The following is a 15,088-nucleotide window of genomic DNA, read 5'->3' on the forward strand; positions in this document are numbered from 1 at the left end:
GCGCAGAAAGTAGGGGAAGGATTCTTTCCGTGGGTTGTGTACGTTTCCCCGTGTTGTGTCTGGGGAAAAGGTAAAAACCCCGAGGAAAGAACTCTTCCCCGAGTTTCCGCGAGCGGGGTGTGGTGGACCGGGCGCGCCTCGGCGTCGAGAGTCGTGCGGCGTCGACCGATGTTCTGATTCGACGGCGATGCCGACGTCCGGGTCAGCAGAGTCCTGCGGAAGGAACGTCGGGCGCCGCGGAAAGCCGGGGAAGAGTGGGCCTCTGCTGCAGAAAGTCGGGGAAATGTGGACCGGCCCTGCAGAATCTCGCGGAAGGGCCGTCGGGCGCTGCAGAATCTCGCGGAAGGACCGTCGGACGCTGTAGGAAGCGGGGGAAGGGCCGTCAGGCGGCGCAGAAAGTGGGGGAAGGATTCTTTCCGTGGGTTGTGTACGTTTCCCCGTGTTGTGTCTGGGGGAAAGGTAAAAACCCCGAGGAAAGAACTCTTCCCCTAGTTTCTGCCGGCGGGGTGGGGCGGTGGGTCTGGACCGGGCGCGGCGAGGACCGCGGCGTCGACCGATGACCTGATTCGACAGCGAACTCGACGGCCAGCCCGCAGAATCCCGCGGAAGGTCCGCCCGGCGGCGCAAAATTCCGCGGAACCTTCGCCCCGGCGGCGCAGAGAGTAGGGAATCGAACTCTTCCCCGACTTTCTGCCGACGGGGGTGGGGTGGACCGGGCGCGGCAACGGGCACGGCCCGGCCGCCGAGAAACTCGGTGGCCGGGCCGCGTTCGTTCACAGCCGCAGCGGCGCTACGACGACTCAGTGCGCCATCGCGGGCGCTTCGTCGCCCTCGGTGACGGGGAGTTTGCCGTTCGGGACGAGCAGCGCGGAGATCACCGCGCCCGCGGCGAACACTGCGGCCGCGACCCAGAAGGCGGTCGTGTACGAGTGCACCGCTGCAAGCTGTTGCAGCGCAGCGGGATTCGCAACCTGGCCTGCGTGCGACATCGCATACGACGCCGCGGCGCTCGCCGCGATCGTGCTGAGCAGCGCGGTGCCCACCGAGCCACCCACCTGCTGCATGGTGTTGACGGTTGCCGACGCCACGCCCGCGTCTTCGGGCAGCACGCCCGACACCGCGCCCTGCATGGCCGGGGCCATCGACGCGCCGAGCCCGACGCCCATGATCAACAGTGCGGGCAGGACGTGAGCCGCGTACGTGCTGGTGTCGGTCAGTTGCGTCAGCAGCACCATTCCCACTGCGGCGATCAGCATGCCGCCCGCCATCAGCCAGCGCGGTCCGAAGCGGGGCAGTAGAACACCCGTCGACGTCGTTGCGGTGACGATCAGCATGCCGATCATCGGCAGGAATGCCAAGCCGGTCTGGATCGGGCTGAAGTGCAGATTCACCTGCAGGTAGTAGGTGAGGAACAGGAAGATGCCGAACATTCCGATGCCGACGATGAACACCGCGAGGTATGAGCCGCCACGAGTGCGATCAAGAATCACGCGCAGGGGCAGCAGGGCATGCGGGGTGCGCGACTGCCACCACACGAATGCGGCGAGCAACACGGCTCCGACGACCAGCCAGGTGATGGTGGCCCAGTCGGCCCACCCGTTGGTCTCGGCGTTGGAGAAGCCGTAGACGATCGAGAACAGCGCGATCGACACCGTGATCACACCGGGAAGGTCGAGCTTGGGACGGTGTTCGGTCTTGTGCGCGCCGATGAACAGCACCGCGCCGATGAGCGCGATCGCGGCGATCACGAGGTTCACGTAGAGGCACCAGCGCCAGTCGGCCCACTCGGTGAGCATGCCGCCGAGGAGGAGTCCGAGCGCACCGCCACCGCCTGCGATGGCACCGAAGATGCCGAAGGCCTTACCGCGCTCGGCGGGGTCGGTGAATGTGGTGGTGAGCAGCGACAGTGCTGCGGGCGCGAGCAGTGCGCCGAAGACACCCTGGCCTGCGCGGGCGACGACGAGCATGTCGAAATTGACCGCGGCGCCACCGATCGCGGACATCACGGCGAATCCGACGAGGCCGACGATGAAGGTGGTCTTACGGCCGAGCAGATCCGACAGTCGGCCACCGAGGAGCAGCAGGCTGCCGAACGCCAGCGAGTATGCGGTGACGATCCATTGCCGATCGGCGTCGCCGAATCCGAGTGACTCCTGCGCGTGCGGGAGTGCGATGTTCACGATGGTCGCGTCGAGCACCACCATCAACTGTGCGAGGCCGAGTACGCCGAGCACGACCCACCGAAGGCGATGGTGTCGTTCCTCCCGAGACTCCCCGTTCGCCGACAATCCGTCGGCAGTGTCGTAGGTTGTGGTCATCAGTCCTCCAAGTGGCGGAATAGTGGAGAAGACTCCTCCGTTTACGAGGGTGGCAACGAAGCGAATCCGGAGATGATTCCTCCGGTTGAGAGAATGTGACGATGACCACACAACAGAGTTCGGCCGCACCGACCGGACGACCCCTGCGCGCCGACGCCGAGCGCAATCGACGTCGGATCATCGCCGCTGCTCACAAGCTGTTTGCCGAGCGTGGCCTCGACGTCTCACTCGACGACGTCGCCGCAGCGGCCGGTGTGGGTGTGGGTACTGTTTATCGACGATTCGCCAACCGCGACGAGCTGATCGTCGGCGTATTCGCGGCGCATCTGGAGGAAGTGGCAGAGCAGACCGAGGGGGTCCTCGCGGCGGACAGCGACCCGTGGGCGTCGGTGGTGACGATGGTCTCGACGGTCTGCACGGCAATGGCCGAGGATCGTGGGCTGGCCGCGATCATCATGCAGATCGACCACACCGATCCCGCGATCGCGACGGTGAAGGCGCGCATGACGAAGCGGATGGGCGAGGTCTTCGATCGGGCACACGCCGCCGGTGTGCTGCGCGAGGACGTCGTCGAGACGGACATCTTCTCCATCTTCTCGATGGTGTCGTCGTACGCGGATATCACCGAGGCGACGGTCCCCGGAGCGTGGAAGCGCTACCTCCAGCTACTGCTCGACGCCATCCACGCCGCCCCTCCGTCGGAGCCGCTGCGGACCCCGGCACTGACCGAGGAGCAGATCCACGAGGTGCAGGCCTGCCGCATCGCGTTCCGACGCGGTGGCGGTGCGTCGACCTGACGTCGGTCAGAGCATGTGCACCTTGCGGTAGACCGATGCTGCCGCGGGTGTCAGCAGCCCGACCTCGTCGAGGAAACCCATCAGGTGCGAGCAACTGGTACGAACCATCGCCTGGAAGTGGTGATTGCGTCGCATCTCCGAGACCGCGCGGTACTTGTCGAGTCCCGCGTCGGCGCAGGCCTGCGGTCGCACGAGGCTGGTGAAGATGAACGACGCCGCCACGGCCGTGTAGTACGCGCTGGCTTGGCGACGCACCCGGCCGACATGGGCCATCGACTCCCGGATCTGCTCGCGTGCGAAGCGCATATGGCGTGATTCCTCGAGCACGTGGATCTCGTTCACGGTGCGGACAAACGGCAGTACGCGTTCGTCGCTGGTGCAGCCGCGCTGGAACACGTCGAGGATCTCCTCGGCGGCGAGGATGCCCCCGTACGCGATCTCGCCCCCGGTGGTGGCCGCAAAGAACTTGGCTCCCTTGCCGATTCGAGGGTGCGGCACGTACGACGTCCCGGCGAGTTTCTGCGACGCCTTCGCGAACATCAGCGAGTGCCTGCATTCGTCGGCGATCTCGGTCATGGCGAACCAGTACTCGGGACGATGCCGGTCGGCGAGGTACTGATCGCGGAGTACCAACTGCTGCAACAGCATCTCGAACCAGATCCCGATCGACATCACCGACGCCGTCTCGTGTCTGGTGAGCCGCACGCGCTGCTCCTCGGTCATCTCCACCCAGTAGGAGGTGCCGTAGAGCGTCGACCACTCGGGGCTGCAGCCGTAGAGCGTCGGGTCCATCGGAGCGTCCCAGTCGATCTCGACCAGAGCGTTGCGCGACGAGCGTGCCGACGAATCGACGAGCCGCGCCGACACCTCATCGGTTCCGCGATCGAGCATGCTGACTTGCGGTGCTGACCCGTCGACGACCTCAACCGACACGTGCGCCTCCTGGTGTCAATGCCATTGGATAATGTAACCGTAACATCCATGAATGGCAAAGAGGAGAGGCGACGCTGAACGCGCAGTGGCAACTAGTCCTTGGGGACGATCAATTTCTCGCTGAGCAGCCAGTCGTATGCGACGTCGGCAGGGTCTTCGCCGTCGATGTCGACGCGGCCGTTGAGTTCCTGCATGACGTTGTCGGTGAGACGCTCGGAGATGGTTCCGAGTAGCTCGTTGAGTTGCGGGTAGCGCTTCATGACGTCCTCGCGAACGACGGCGGTTCCGCTGTAGGGCAGGAAGAACTTCTTGTCGTCCTCGAGGACGGCGAGGTCGAGGTTCTTGATCCGGCCGTCGGTGGTGTAGACCATGCCGAAGTTGCACGGCGAGCTCTTGGCCGTCGACGTGTAGACGACGCCGGCGTCCATGCGCGTCACGTTGCCGAGTGGAACCCCGTTCGGGCCGTCGAGCGGCATGCCGTACTTCTCCAGCATCGGCTTGAAGCCATCTGGGCGGGAGAAGAATTCGTCGTCGACGCAGAAGGTGCGATCAGCGACGGGAAGCTTGGCGACGTCCGAAAGAGACTTCACGCCAAGGCGTTTCGCCGTGGGCGTCGATGCCGCGAACGCGTAGGTGTCGTTGAAGTTGGCGGGAGGGAGCCAGACGAGCTGGTTCTCCTTGAGTTCGATGTCGTGGACCTTCTGCCAGAGTTCCTTCGGATCGGAGATGGTCTCGGTCTCGTTGTGGTAGTTCACCCATCCGGTTCCGGTGTACTCCCAGAGGATGTCGGCGTCGCCGTTGAGTTGCGCCTGTCGAGACGACGCCGAACCGGGGGCGCCGGTGAGGTCGGTGACGTCGGCACCTGCCGCCGCGAGGTACGTGGCGGTGATCTTGCCGAGGATGACACCCTCGGTGAAGCTCTTCGACGTGACGGTGAGTTTGGCTCCGTCGAGCGGTCGGGAACCGTCGGGAAGCGACGCCTGCTTGAAGGTGCCCGACGAACTGACCAGACCACATCCCGCGAGGCCGATGACGGCGACGACGAGAAGTGTTGCGACGGTGGCGAGTCGTGCTCGCGTGGCGCTCATGCGACGCCCTTCGGTGTTGCGACCAGTTCGAAGACCCGGCCGAGCCAGTCGATGATCATGGCGAGCAGGGCGACGAGTATCGCGCCCGAGATCAACAGCTTGGGCAAGAAGAGTGTGACGCCGGTGGTGATCAGCGTGCCGAGGCTCGTCGCGCCGATGAAGGTGCTCAGAGTGGCCGTGCCGACCAGGATGACCAGTGCCGTCCGGACACCGTTGAGGATGACGGGGACGGCCAGCGGGAGTTCGACCTGCACGAGCGTGCGCACCGCCGAGTACCCGATACCGCGCGACGCCTCGATGGTGCGCTGGTCCACCTGGCGCAAACCGACGATGGTGTTCTGCAGGATCGGCAGGACCGCGTAGACGACCAAACCGATGACGGCAGTACGGAATCCGGTGCCGAGCCAGAACGTGAACAACACCAGCAGGCCGACAGCGGGTGCCGCTTGGCCGATGTTCGCGATGTTCACCGCGATCGGTGACAGCCACCGCATCGACGGCCGGGTCAACAGGATTCCCAGGGGGATGGCGATCACGATGACGATGATGGCCGCGACGAGAGTCAGTTCGATGTGGTCGATGATGGTCGACTGCAGGGTGGACCAGCCCAGCGAGGCCTGCTCGGTCTCGGTGAACGTCGTCGTCGCATACCAACTGAAATATCCGACGGCCAGCACGATGAAGACGAGCGGCTCGAACCACACGTCGATCGGGAGGTTGCGGAATCGTTGTTTCATTCGCCCGCGTTCTGCTCGGGGTCGTCGGCGGCGATCACCGGCGTCTCGGTGGGTGCGGTTCCCTCGGTGTGGCTTTCGTACGAGCCGTCGTCCTCGTCGGGGCGGGCTTCGGAAAGCTGCGTGCGGATGATGTCCATGACCGAGGCGATGGTGAGCATTCCGACGACGGCGCCGTGACGATCGGTCACCAATGTGCCGCCCTGGCTGGCCGCGAGCATGGTGTCGAGGGCGTCGTTGAGCGTCGACGATTCGGCTACGACGGGCAGCCGCGGATCGAGGTAGTCGGAGACCTCCGGCTTGGAGGCAACCTCATCCAGCGACGGCCATGCACGCGGGCGGTCGTGCTTGTCGACGACGACCACCCAACTCTGCCCCGCGGCCCGTGCGCGCGTGATCACCTCTCCGGAACCCTCGCCGACGCGCGCGGTGATCACCGAGTCTTGTTCGACGTCGCGCACGCGCGACAGCGTTAGCTGCGCAAGCGTCGCCCCCGACCCGATGAACTCTTCGACGAAGGGTGAGGCGGGGTTGGCCAGAATCTCCTCGGGCGCCGCGTACTGCTCGACGTGAGCCCCCTGCGACAGGATCAGCACCTTGTCGCCGAGCTTGGTGGCCTCCTCGAAGTCGTGCGTCACGATCACGATGGTCTTGCCGAGCTCGTGTTGGATGGCGATCAGGCTGTCCTGCAACCGGACTCGCGTGATCGGGTCGACCGCGCCGAACGGCTCATCCATGAGGAGGACCGGCGGATCGGCGGCGAGGGCACGTGCGACGCCGACACGCTGCTGCTGACCGCCCGACATGTCCTTGGGGAGTCGAGTGGCGAACTGCGCGGGATCGAGGCCGACGAGATCGAGTAGGTACTCGGTGCGCTCGGCGATCCGCTTCTTGTCCCAGCCGAGTACCCGGGGGATGGCTCCGATGTTCTTCTCGACGGTCCAGTGCGGGAAGAGGCCGCCCGATTGGATCACGTAGCCGATGGACTGTCGGAGTTTGTCGGGATTCTCCTTGGTGACGTCGCGCTCGTCGATGAAGATCCTGCCGTCGGACGGTTCGATCAGCCGGTTGATCATCTTGAGGGTCGTCGTCTTACCGCAACCCGATGGGCCGACGAAGGCGACGATATGGCCCGCCTCGATGTCGAGGTCGAGGTGTCCCACGGCGGGCTGGTCTTGCCCCCGGAATCGTTTCTCGACGCCGTCGAGTCGGATGGGGGCACCGGTCACCGTTGCCCCGGATGCGCTACCGGCCCCGGGGGCCGGCGTGTTGGCTACGTCGGTCATGACAGTCCTTTGGAGATGGTGAAGCGGCCGAGGAGAACGAGCAGGGCGTCGAAGACCAGAGCGATCAAGACGATGAGAATGGTTCCGGTGAGCGCCATTTGGAGTGCATTAGCGCCACCGAGGCGAGACAACCCGTTGAAGATCAACGATCCGAGGCCGGGTCCGAGGACGTAGGCGACGATCGCGGCGACTCCGACGATCATCTGGGTCGAGACGCGAATCCCGGTCAGGATCACCGGCCACGCGATCGGCAACTCGACGCTCAGCAGAATTCGCCAGCGGGACAATCCGATTCCCTGAGCTGACTCGATCACGCTTGCCGGCACCGAACGCAGCCCGACGATCGCATTGCCGATCACGGGGAGCGCGGCGAAGAACGCCAGCATGATGAACGACGGCACGACGCCGAGACCGAACGGGACGATCAGCAGGGCGAGAAGCGCGAGCGAGGGGATCGTCAGCGCCACGCGACTCGACGTCAGCGTGAGCGCCGACCCCAACGGGCGTCGGTACACGAGCACCGCGACGATGATCGCGACCACGGTGCCGACGAGAACCGTCTGAAATGCCAGAGATGCGTGCTGATAGGTGAGGAACGTCAGGTTCGCGGCGTGTGCGTGGATATAGTTCCACAAACTGCCCACAGCTATCCCCTCGTCGTGGTGAGCGTTCGGAGAGAATTCAGCCTACAAAGCAACCGCGACTCTTGGGTGATTCCCGCAATTCCGTGTCGGCGTGTACACCTGACAAGCGAGCATGCTGGCCCGCTGACCGGCGCCGACGTCCCTGAGGGCAATCGCCGGACCTCAGTGTCACGTTTTGATCACGGTGAGTAAAAGGGTCGAAATGTGTCGCACCATCCGAATGCGGCGCGAGGTGATCAGGTCAGGTGTTGGTGCAGGAAAGCGAGTGTCCGGGTCCAGCAGTCCCGCTGTGCCGCTGCGATATGGCGCGGATCGCCGCCCCCGATCAGCGAGGCCGACCGGGTGACCGTCGTGGGAATCGCGGGCGGACGGATGAAGTGGCCCACCCCGGGATAGATCAGCAGTTCGTCGTCGGCTGCGTGGGTGGCGTGCTCGTCGCTGCGGCGTCGAACTATCTCTTGTGCCATGTCCGCAGCGGGATAGCACTGGTCGTCGGTGCCTGCGGCGACCAATATCGGGCACCCGATCTTCTCCACGGCGATGGTCGCGGCCCGCACAGCCGAATGATCCCGCAGACCCGCGGCGTACGCGGCGTGGGTCGACATCGCCATCGACGAGCGTCCGTGAGAGATTTTGCGGCGCAAGAGATTCATGGCGAGTTGTCCGAGTAGACGCTCACTGCGCACGGGGACATACGGCAGGTCGACGCCGCCGTGGGTGAGGGCAGAGACCTTCTCGGGAGGGCCGTCGCGGCGGAGTGCCTGGAACACGACGTGGCTGGGAGCCACCGCGACGACTGCGCGAGCGGGGGGTCCCCATTGTCACCATCGTCGTCAGTGCTGTCTGCACACCTACCGACGACGCGTGGAGCGCGATCATGTCCTCGTCGACGTAGGGCAGAGCGGCGAAGCATTCGATGCCCGCGGCGATGTTCTCCGTGGCAATTCTGCTGAACGAATCGGGCAACCCCGGGCGCTGAGTGTAGAAGAGGACCGCCGCGACATAGCCGTGAGCGGCGAGCAGCGCGGCCATCGCTGTCACCGACCTGGTGACCATCGTCCCGGGGAGCACGACGATTCCCGGCAGAGGGTAGTCAGCTGACTCCGGACGGTAGATCTGTAGCTGCCATCCGTCGCCTCGTCGCTGTTCCACCGTGTGCTCGCGTCCCCACGTACGAGGGACCGTGGCCTTGTCGCTGGACGTACCGTCGGATACCGAGACAGTGAAATCCAATGTGCCGTCGCAGGATTCGAAAATATCCGGGCAGTTCGGGTTGTCGACGAGCCGCATGTCCCACCACGGTAGGTCTGGATCGGTGAGGTCTATCCGCCCGTCGTCGCCAAGCCGATGAGTGCCGCGGGACCGCCAGTGCAATCCCGCGGCGTCTACACCATCGACGACGAGTTCGACCTTCTCCGCTGGTGTGTCGAACACGTTGAACTCGATGAGCGAGTCGACGAGTCCGTCCGCCGTGTCAACACTGATTCGCATGAGGATCAGACTCGGGTGCGATTCACGACAACACGTAGGTGGCGAACATTCTCGGAGCGGGACGGATCAGGGTGGCCCTCACGGATTCACCGGGGGAGGCTTTACTGCCGGAGATATCGGTGAATCCGAGAGTGTGGCGCAGGGAGGCTGTGTAATTCACCACGGCGGAGCGGTAGGTGTAGGTATAGGTGACAGTGACGCCCATGGCCAGAGGGTTCGACGTCCAGGCGCGTACGACGGCCGTTCTGCCCATGCCGAGCGAGGCGGGTGGCGCATCGATCCATCGGAAGTCCATCGAACTACCCGCACCGACGCTGGTATCGGGGAATTGCTTCAGGGTCAACGGCATACCGGTGTTGTTGGTGATCACCAGGACGGCACTTGAACCGCCCTGCGGGAGAGGCGTGGCCTCGCTCTTCGCGGCGGTGGCCGTTGTCAGGCCGAGGATCATCGCGGTCACGGCGATCGACATGCCGAGTACCTGGAGCAAGCTTCTGTGAGGTCTCATGGTCCATCCTTCGTCTCTCGTCGTCCGTTGCCACGCGCTGGATACGTGACTCTCTACGGGCGATGTATCTGACCGTAGGAAATCCGCACTCTCGGCATAAGTCCGAAATATGGGGGGTTTACAACCGCGGAAGAGGTGAGTACGTCTAAACCGACGAGAATAGGTGGATTGCGCATCTTTATAAGGTGAATGTGCGTCGTATCGAAGGATGTGTGTGCTGCAGCGCCCACTTCCTTCGATACGACACATCCTCCGGTGAGCTGGGTGCGTCTTCTCGGGTCCTGCCGCGTGGGACGGGGGGCAGCCGGAGCGTCAGGTCGATTGGGCGTGGGAGATCTCGTAGGGTGGCCTCATGGCTGTCAGCCGTCCGGCGAACTCGAGCACAGGTGAGGTCAAACGCGCGCCACGGGCCCGCATGACCGGCGCCCAACGACGCCTGCAACTGATCGAGGTCGCGCGCGGTCTGTTCGCCGAGCGGGGCTTCGAGGGCACATCCATCGAAGAGATCGCCCAGCGCGCCGGGGTGTCGAAACCGATTGTGTACGAGCACTTCGGAGGTAAGGAAGGTCTCTACGCGGTCGTCGTCGACCGTGAGATGGAGACCCTGCTCGAGATGATCACGTCGTCGCTCTCCAAGAACCGCTCGTTGTATCGCATTCAGCAGGTGGCCTTGGCGCTGTTGACCTACATGGAGGAGCGCACCGACGGATTCCGCATCCTCGTGCGCGGCGACAGTGCGTCGTCGAGGGACAACGCGACGTACGGAAGTCTTCTGAATGACGCCATCAGCCAGGTCGAGCACATCCTTGCCGGCGACTTCGAACGACGGGGATTCGACCCGAAGCTGGCCCCGATGTACGCACAGGCGCTCGTCGGGATGGTGTCGGTGACGGCGCAGTGGTGGCTCGACGTCCGCGAACCGTCGAAAGAGGTTGTCGCGGCGCACCTGGTCAATCTCTGCTGGAACGGACTCACCCGCCTCGACCCGGACCCCGAACTCGTCGGGCCGGATTACGTCGAACACAAAGCGCGAACGGTTGGCGACGCGACATCTACCGACCGCGCGTCAGACGTTGTTGAGCAGGAGTCCCAATCCGGCGAGGACTGACAACGACATCCCCGCTCGCGCTGTCCAGGTTGCGCTCACCCAGGGCGCGATTCGACGTCCGAATGCGATGCCGACAGCGAGCGGAGCAGCGAGAAGTGCTGCGGCTTTTAGGTTCTCGATTCCGCCTCGCCCGATCGTCGTCACCACGATTGACGTGGCGAGCGACATCATCGTGAACACAGCCGAAAGGGTCGCACGGATTTGCGCGGCGTCGGGAGTCCGGTAGGTGAGGGCCAGCGGCGGCCCGGGGAGTGCCGCAGCATAATTGAGTGCGCCGGAGAGAAATCCGGCTGCGACGGTGCCACGGTGGGAAAGTGGGACCCGAGCTCCACACAGGCCTGCGACACCACCGAGGATTACCGCAGTTGCAATACCCACTTCCAACGTTGGAGCGGCTACGAGGTGGACTGCGACGAGGCCAGTCGCGGTGCCCGGCACTGCGGCGATGAGGCATCTGGACACGAATGCCCAGTCGATGTGCGTGCGCTCGCGCCATGCCCCGAAGCCACAAGCCACGGTTGCCAGGCACAGCAGTGTCGTCGGAACGAGTTGCGGTGCGACCATCAGTAGCGCGGGAGCGGTGACGACTCCGAAGCCCGAACCGGAAACTCCCTGGACCAACGAGCCCGCGAGGACGATCCCGACGACGGCAGCCATTGCCCACGGCGTCAAAACACTCACCGCTCTAGACTGGTCTCTACGCTGTCACACTAAAAGTGCCAGATTGGGCATGAACAAGGAGGCCAGATTGGGCGGGCGTGAGTTCAGCGAGGAACTGACGCCGTTGTCAGTCAACCAGTCGTCGTCTACACCGCTCTACCGTCAGGTACGCGCACTTCTCGAGGACCAACTCGCCCGAGGCGTCTACGGCCAGACGCGGCCGATGCCGTCGACGCGCTACCTTGCTTCTTCCCTCGGCGTCTCGCGCAACACCGTAGCCCTGGCGTATCAGGAACTGACCGGGGCTGGACTCGTGGAAAGCAGACCTCGTTCTGGCCTCTATCCCGTAGATCTCGCTACGCGAGCGGTCGCATCTCGTGCCACCTTGCCAGCGCGGGCGCGGGCAATGGACTGGCAGCCACGTCTCGAACGTAGGCAGTCGGGTGTGAGGCAGTTGCCGGTCACGCGTGCGCCCGCGTTCACCAACTGGCAGGACTATCCTTACCCGTTCATCTCGGCGCAGCCGGAGGTGAGATCTTTTCCGGCGCGCGCCTGGCAGCGTGCGATGGTTGCGGCGCTTCATCACCCACATCTGGCTTACAGTATCCGCGACGCGGGCGACTCAGATGACCCGCTGCTCCTCGACGCGTTGTGCAACGAGATCCTGCCATCCCGCGGTGTGGCGGCGACGCCCGACGAAGTACTGATCACTTCTGGTGCGCAGCAGGGTCTTTCGCTGATCGCAGACGTGTTGTTGGGTCCGTCGTCGACGGTCGCTGTGGAGAACCCCGGCTATGTGGACGCGTGGCATATCTGCACCCGCATCGGGGCGTCGGTGGTTCCGCTTGCGACCGATCAGTGGGGCGCAGTCATCGAGGATGCGGCCCGGTTCGATGCCATCTACCTCACACCGAGTCATCATCATCCGACCAACGTGACGCTCAGCATGCCGCGTCGGCGCTTGCTCATGGACTCGCTCTCAGATCGCGATGCATTCGTCATTGAGGATGATTACGACAGCGAGTTCCGATTCCGCGGTCAACCTTCACCGTCACTCAAGGCAATGGACACCAGTGGGAGGGTGCTCTACATCGGCTCGTTCTCGAAATTCCTCGCGGCGGGTCTGCGGCTCGGTTTCGTAGTGGCCCATCCCGACGTGATTGCAGCGCTGCGCGTCGAACGTCACCACCGTTCAAAGCATCTCGCGGGTCATTTGCAGCGGGCGCTGGGAATCTTCATTTCGTCTGGTGACTATCACAAGGTGTTGCGTGGCCAACGCAGACGTCTCCGCGGCAACTGGGAAGCGTTGACCTCGGCAGTGGCGCAACATCTTCCGATGCCTGAGGGTGCAAGCGCATACCCGCCAGGTGGAGTCAGCCTGTGGTACACGGCTCCGCCCGAGATCGATTGCAAGCGTTGGGCGTTGCGTGCCCGCGGCCACGGCGTGCTCGTCGCCGATGGATCGCGATACTACTTTCCCGGGACGTGGCGCAATACGAACCTACGGTTGGGCTACAGCGCAATGCGTACCGAGCAGATCGAACCGGGCATCCGCGCTCTCGCGGCAGCGTTGCCGTGAGAACCCGGCGTCGAGCTCAGACCGCGCAGAGCGCGTCGTCGAGAATCGCCAAGGCTTGCTTGGTTTCCTCTGCCGAGACGATGCAGGGTGGCGTGAGATGAAAGCGGTTCATGTTCTGGAACATCAATAGACCGTTGCGCTGAGCGCGATCGGCGATGGCCTTCATCTCGGGCGAACTGCCCCCGTACGGCGCCAGCGGTTGCTTGGTTTGGCGATCGGAGACGAGCTCGATGGCCCAGAAGACGCCGAGTCCGCGTACATCGCCGATGATCGAATGACGTTCTGCGAGTTCGCGCAGACCGGGTCCGAGTACCTCGGTTCCGACTGTCGCAGCGTTGTCAACGAGCTTCTCCTCGTGCATGGTTTCGATGGTCGCCACCGCCGCGGCGGCGGCTAACGGGTGGCCTGAGTAGGTGAGGCCGCCCGGGTATGCGCGCGTGGCGAACTCGTCGGCGATTCGATCGGACAGGATCACGCCGCCCATGGGAACGTAGCCCGAGTTCACGCCCTTCGCGAAGGTGATGAGATCGGGTACGGCGTCGAAGTGCTCGAGTGCCAACCACTTGCCGGTTCGGCCGAACCCTGCCATCACCTCGTCGAGGATCATGACGATGCCGAACTGATCGCACAGCTCGCGCACGCCTGCGAGGTAGCCCGGCGGCGGCGGCATGATTCCCGCTGTGCCGGGTACGGATTCAAGGATGATCGCGGCGAAGTCGTCAGGGCCTTCGAATTCGATAAGGGTGCGGAGATGTGCGAGTGCCCGGGCGCATTCCTCCTCCTGCGTGGTGGCGTGGAATTGGCTGCGGTAAAGAAACGGGGCGAAAAAATGCACGGCGCCCGACGAGCCGTAGTCATTCGGCCAACGACGTGGATCTCCGGTGAGATTAATTGCCTGCTGCGTGCCGCCGTGATAACCGCGGAAGGCAGAGAGTGTCTTGTATCGGCCCGTGGTTAGTCGTGCCATTCGGACGGCGTGCTCGACGGCGTCGGCACCGCCGTTGGTGAAGAAGACCTTGTTGAATCCCGCCGGTGCGATGTCAGCGATGAGTTCGGCAGCGCGAGCCCGAGCAGAGTTTGCATGTGCGGGTGCGATGGTGCACAGCGTCGACGCCTGGTCTGCGATCGCGCGCACCACTCTCGGATGTTGGTGGCCGATATTGGTGAACACCAGCTGAGAGGAGAAATCGAGCAACCGGTTGCCGTCTCCGTCGAACACGTACATGCCTTCGGCGCCTGTGATGACGAGCGGGTCGAGCGTTGCTTGCGCCGACCATGAGTGAAAGACGTGTGCGCGGTCGAGTGCGTATGTCTGTGCGGCCTGCGCGTTCTCGGGTGCGGGCATCCGGATCTCCTTCTCGACGTGGGGGTCGCTACAACAGTGCAGCGTCTGTATTTCGTCGGCGACCGATGATGGCGTCGTTGACGTTGTGTCCACTGTCTCAGCCGGTTGGCACCACTGAAAGGGCCAGAACTCTCTCAATTGACAGAGCCAGATGCGGTGTGAAATTCGCGGCCGTGGATCGTATCTGCACTGTCGCTCGCCGAGATGCAGCGAAGCGCCAGGTTGTGGCCTCAACCGTCTACGAGCGGGTGGGCAGAGTTCGTTGCGAATGACACAGGGATGGCCTATTCGTTACATCTGGCCCTGCAGTATTGGGCGGTTGTGGCCCTTCTCGTAGCACCAGTTCTGCCCGACGCTGTATCAAACGTGCTGTCCCACTGTGTTCAGCAGCCGCTACCCCTTTGAGGAGGACCTTCACCATGGCCGACGCTCCCGACCCCTTCCGCCCACTTGCTGTGATCACGGGCGCCAGTAGTGGCATCGGCGCGGCGAGCGCTCGGGCCCTCGTGGCGGCCGGTCACGACCTGCACATTGGTGCGCGTCGTATCGAACGGCTCGACGACCTCGCGGCAAAGATTCGCGCTGATCACCCGGAGG

Annotated in this window: 15 protein-coding genes; 4 read left to right on the plus strand and 11 right to left on the minus strand. The window is 64.1% G+C overall.

Going from position 1 to position 15,088, the window contains the following annotated elements:
• Positions 1-800 precede the first annotated feature (800 nt).
• The gene (locus A5777_RS05260; RefSeq protein WP_005207238.1) at positions 801-2,318 is read right to left on the minus strand and encodes a DHA2 family efflux MFS transporter permease subunit; all 1,518 of its coding nucleotides are present in this window, start codon (positions 2,316-2,318) and stop codon (positions 801-803) included.
• A 101-nt stretch (positions 2,319-2,419) separates the two neighbouring features.
• Between A5777_RS05260 and A5777_RS05265 the strand changes: the two genes are divergently transcribed.
• Positions 2,420-3,115, plus strand: a complete 696-nt coding sequence (locus A5777_RS05265; protein WP_005207239.1) for a TetR/AcrR family transcriptional regulator — start codon at positions 2,420-2,422, stop codon at positions 3,113-3,115.
• Between the two features lie 6 nt (positions 3,116-3,121).
• Here the strand turns inward: A5777_RS05265 and A5777_RS05270 are convergent, their stop codons facing one another.
• The 8 genes from A5777_RS05270 to A5777_RS24025 all read right to left on the minus strand — a co-directional run bounded on the left by A5777_RS05270 (position 3,122) and on the right by A5777_RS24025 (position 9,799).
• Positions 3,122-4,048, minus strand: coding sequence for an AurF N-oxygenase family protein (locus A5777_RS05270; RefSeq protein ID WP_064861878.1), 927 nt, complete (start codon positions 4,046-4,048; stop codon positions 3,122-3,124).
• Between the two features lie 92 nt (positions 4,049-4,140).
• Positions 4,141-5,136 (minus strand): glycine betaine ABC transporter substrate-binding protein, encoded by a 996-nt coding sequence (locus A5777_RS05275; protein WP_005207241.1) that lies wholly within the window; start codon positions 5,134-5,136, stop codon positions 4,141-4,143.
• Positions 5,133-5,873, minus strand: coding sequence for an ABC transporter permease (locus tag A5777_RS05280; protein WP_064861879.1), 741 nt, complete (start codon positions 5,871-5,873; stop codon positions 5,133-5,135). The genes A5777_RS05275 and A5777_RS05280 overlap by 4 nt, the downstream gene beginning before the upstream one ends.
• Positions 5,870-7,156, minus strand: a complete 1,287-nt coding sequence (locus A5777_RS05285; protein ID WP_064861880.1) for an ABC transporter ATP-binding protein — start codon at positions 7,154-7,156, stop codon at positions 5,870-5,872. The genes A5777_RS05280 and A5777_RS05285 overlap by 4 nt, the downstream gene beginning before the upstream one ends.
• Positions 7,153-7,800 (minus strand): ABC transporter permease, encoded by a 648-nt coding sequence (locus A5777_RS05290; RefSeq protein ID WP_049699759.1) that lies wholly within the window; start codon positions 7,798-7,800, stop codon positions 7,153-7,155. Before A5777_RS05290 ends, A5777_RS05285 begins: the two co-directional genes overlap by 4 nt.
• A gap of 236 nt (positions 7,801-8,036) precedes the next feature.
• The gene (locus A5777_RS05295; RefSeq protein WP_082933551.1) at positions 8,037-8,588 is read right to left on the minus strand and encodes an acyl-CoA thioester hydrolase/BAAT C-terminal domain-containing protein; all 552 of its coding nucleotides are present in this window, start codon (positions 8,586-8,588) and stop codon (positions 8,037-8,039) included.
• Entirely contained in the window at positions 8,476-9,291 is an 816-nt protein-coding gene (locus A5777_RS05300) for a hypothetical protein (protein ID WP_064861882.1), read from the minus strand. The genes A5777_RS05295 and A5777_RS05300 overlap by 113 nt, the downstream gene beginning before the upstream one ends.
• A 22-nt stretch (positions 9,292-9,313) precedes the next feature.
• Complete coding sequence (locus A5777_RS24025; protein WP_156529287.1) at positions 9,314-9,799, minus strand: hypothetical protein; 486 nt, start codon at positions 9,797-9,799, stop codon at positions 9,314-9,316.
• 352 nt (positions 9,800-10,151) lie between these two features.
• Here A5777_RS24025 and A5777_RS05310 point away from each other — a divergent pair, with 352 nt between their 5' ends.
• Positions 10,152-10,907, plus strand: coding sequence for a TetR/AcrR family transcriptional regulator (locus A5777_RS05310; RefSeq protein ID WP_064861883.1), 756 nt, complete (start codon positions 10,152-10,154; stop codon positions 10,905-10,907).
• On the opposite strand, the gene A5777_RS05315 is transcribed toward A5777_RS05310, so the two are convergent.
• The gene (locus A5777_RS05315; protein WP_156527379.1) at positions 10,866-11,588 is read right to left on the minus strand and encodes a sulfite exporter TauE/SafE family protein; all 723 of its coding nucleotides are present in this window, start codon (positions 11,586-11,588) and stop codon (positions 10,866-10,868) included. The genes A5777_RS05310 and A5777_RS05315 overlap by 42 nt on opposite strands.
• Before the next feature lie 49 nt (positions 11,589-11,637).
• On the opposite strand from A5777_RS05315, the gene A5777_RS05320 reads away from it, so the two are divergent.
• Positions 11,638-13,146 carry an aminotransferase-like domain-containing protein gene (locus A5777_RS05320; protein ID WP_064861885.1) on the plus strand — a complete coding sequence of 503 codons (1,509 nt, stop codon included), beginning with the start codon at positions 11,638-11,640 and terminating at the stop codon, positions 13,144-13,146.
• A 16-nt stretch (positions 13,147-13,162) separates the two neighbouring features.
• On the opposite strand, the gene A5777_RS05325 is transcribed toward A5777_RS05320, so the two are convergent.
• Complete coding sequence (locus tag A5777_RS05325; RefSeq protein WP_064861886.1) at positions 13,163-14,491, minus strand: aspartate aminotransferase family protein; 1,329 nt, start codon at positions 14,489-14,491, stop codon at positions 13,163-13,165.
• Between the two features lie 419 nt (positions 14,492-14,910).
• Here A5777_RS05325 and A5777_RS24590 point away from each other — a divergent pair.
• Positions 14,911-15,088 (plus strand): SDR family NAD(P)-dependent oxidoreductase (locus tag A5777_RS24590; protein WP_156529288.1); only part of this gene is annotated, 178 nt, incomplete at its 3' end.

It is taken from the genome of Gordonia sp. 852002-10350_SCH5691597 (assembly GCF_001665715.1).
GTDB classification, from domain to species: domain Bacteria; phylum Actinomycetota; class Actinomycetes; order Mycobacteriales; family Mycobacteriaceae; genus Gordonia; species Gordonia sputi.

Excerpts from the sequence above, each read along its gene's own strand:
- A5777_RS05275 (WP_005207241.1), bottom strand. The coding sequence starts at position 5,136 with ATGAGCGCCACGCGAGCACGACTCGCCACCGTCGCAACACTTCTCGTC.
- A5777_RS05265 (WP_005207239.1), top strand. The coding sequence starts at position 2,420 with ATGACCACACAACAGAGTTCGGCCGCACCGACCGGACGACCCCTGCGC.
- A5777_RS05280 (WP_064861879.1), bottom strand. The coding sequence starts at position 5,873 with ATGAAACAACGATTCCGCAACCTCCCGATCGACGTGTGGTTCGAGCCG.
- A5777_RS05300 (WP_064861882.1), bottom strand. The coding sequence starts at position 9,291 with ATGCGAATCAGTGTTGACACGGCGGACGGACTCGTCGACTCGCTCATC.
- A5777_RS05320 (WP_064861885.1), top strand. The coding sequence starts at position 11,638 with ATGAACAAGGAGGCCAGATTGGGCGGGCGTGAGTTCAGCGAGGAACTG.
- A5777_RS05260 (WP_005207238.1), bottom strand. The coding sequence starts at position 2,318 with ATGACCACAACCTACGACACTGCCGACGGATTGTCGGCGAACGGGGAG.
- A5777_RS05310 (WP_064861883.1), top strand. The coding sequence starts at position 10,152 with ATGGCTGTCAGCCGTCCGGCGAACTCGAGCACAGGTGAGGTCAAACGC.
- A5777_RS05285 (WP_064861880.1), bottom strand. The coding sequence starts at position 7,156 with ATGACCGACGTAGCCAACACGCCGGCCCCCGGGGCCGGTAGCGCATCC.
- A5777_RS05325 (WP_064861886.1), bottom strand. The coding sequence starts at position 14,491 with ATGCCCGCACCCGAGAACGCGCAGGCCGCACAGACATACGCACTCGAC.
- A5777_RS24025 (WP_156529287.1), bottom strand. The coding sequence starts at position 9,799 with ATGAGACCTCACAGAAGCTTGCTCCAGGTACTCGGCATGTCGATCGCC.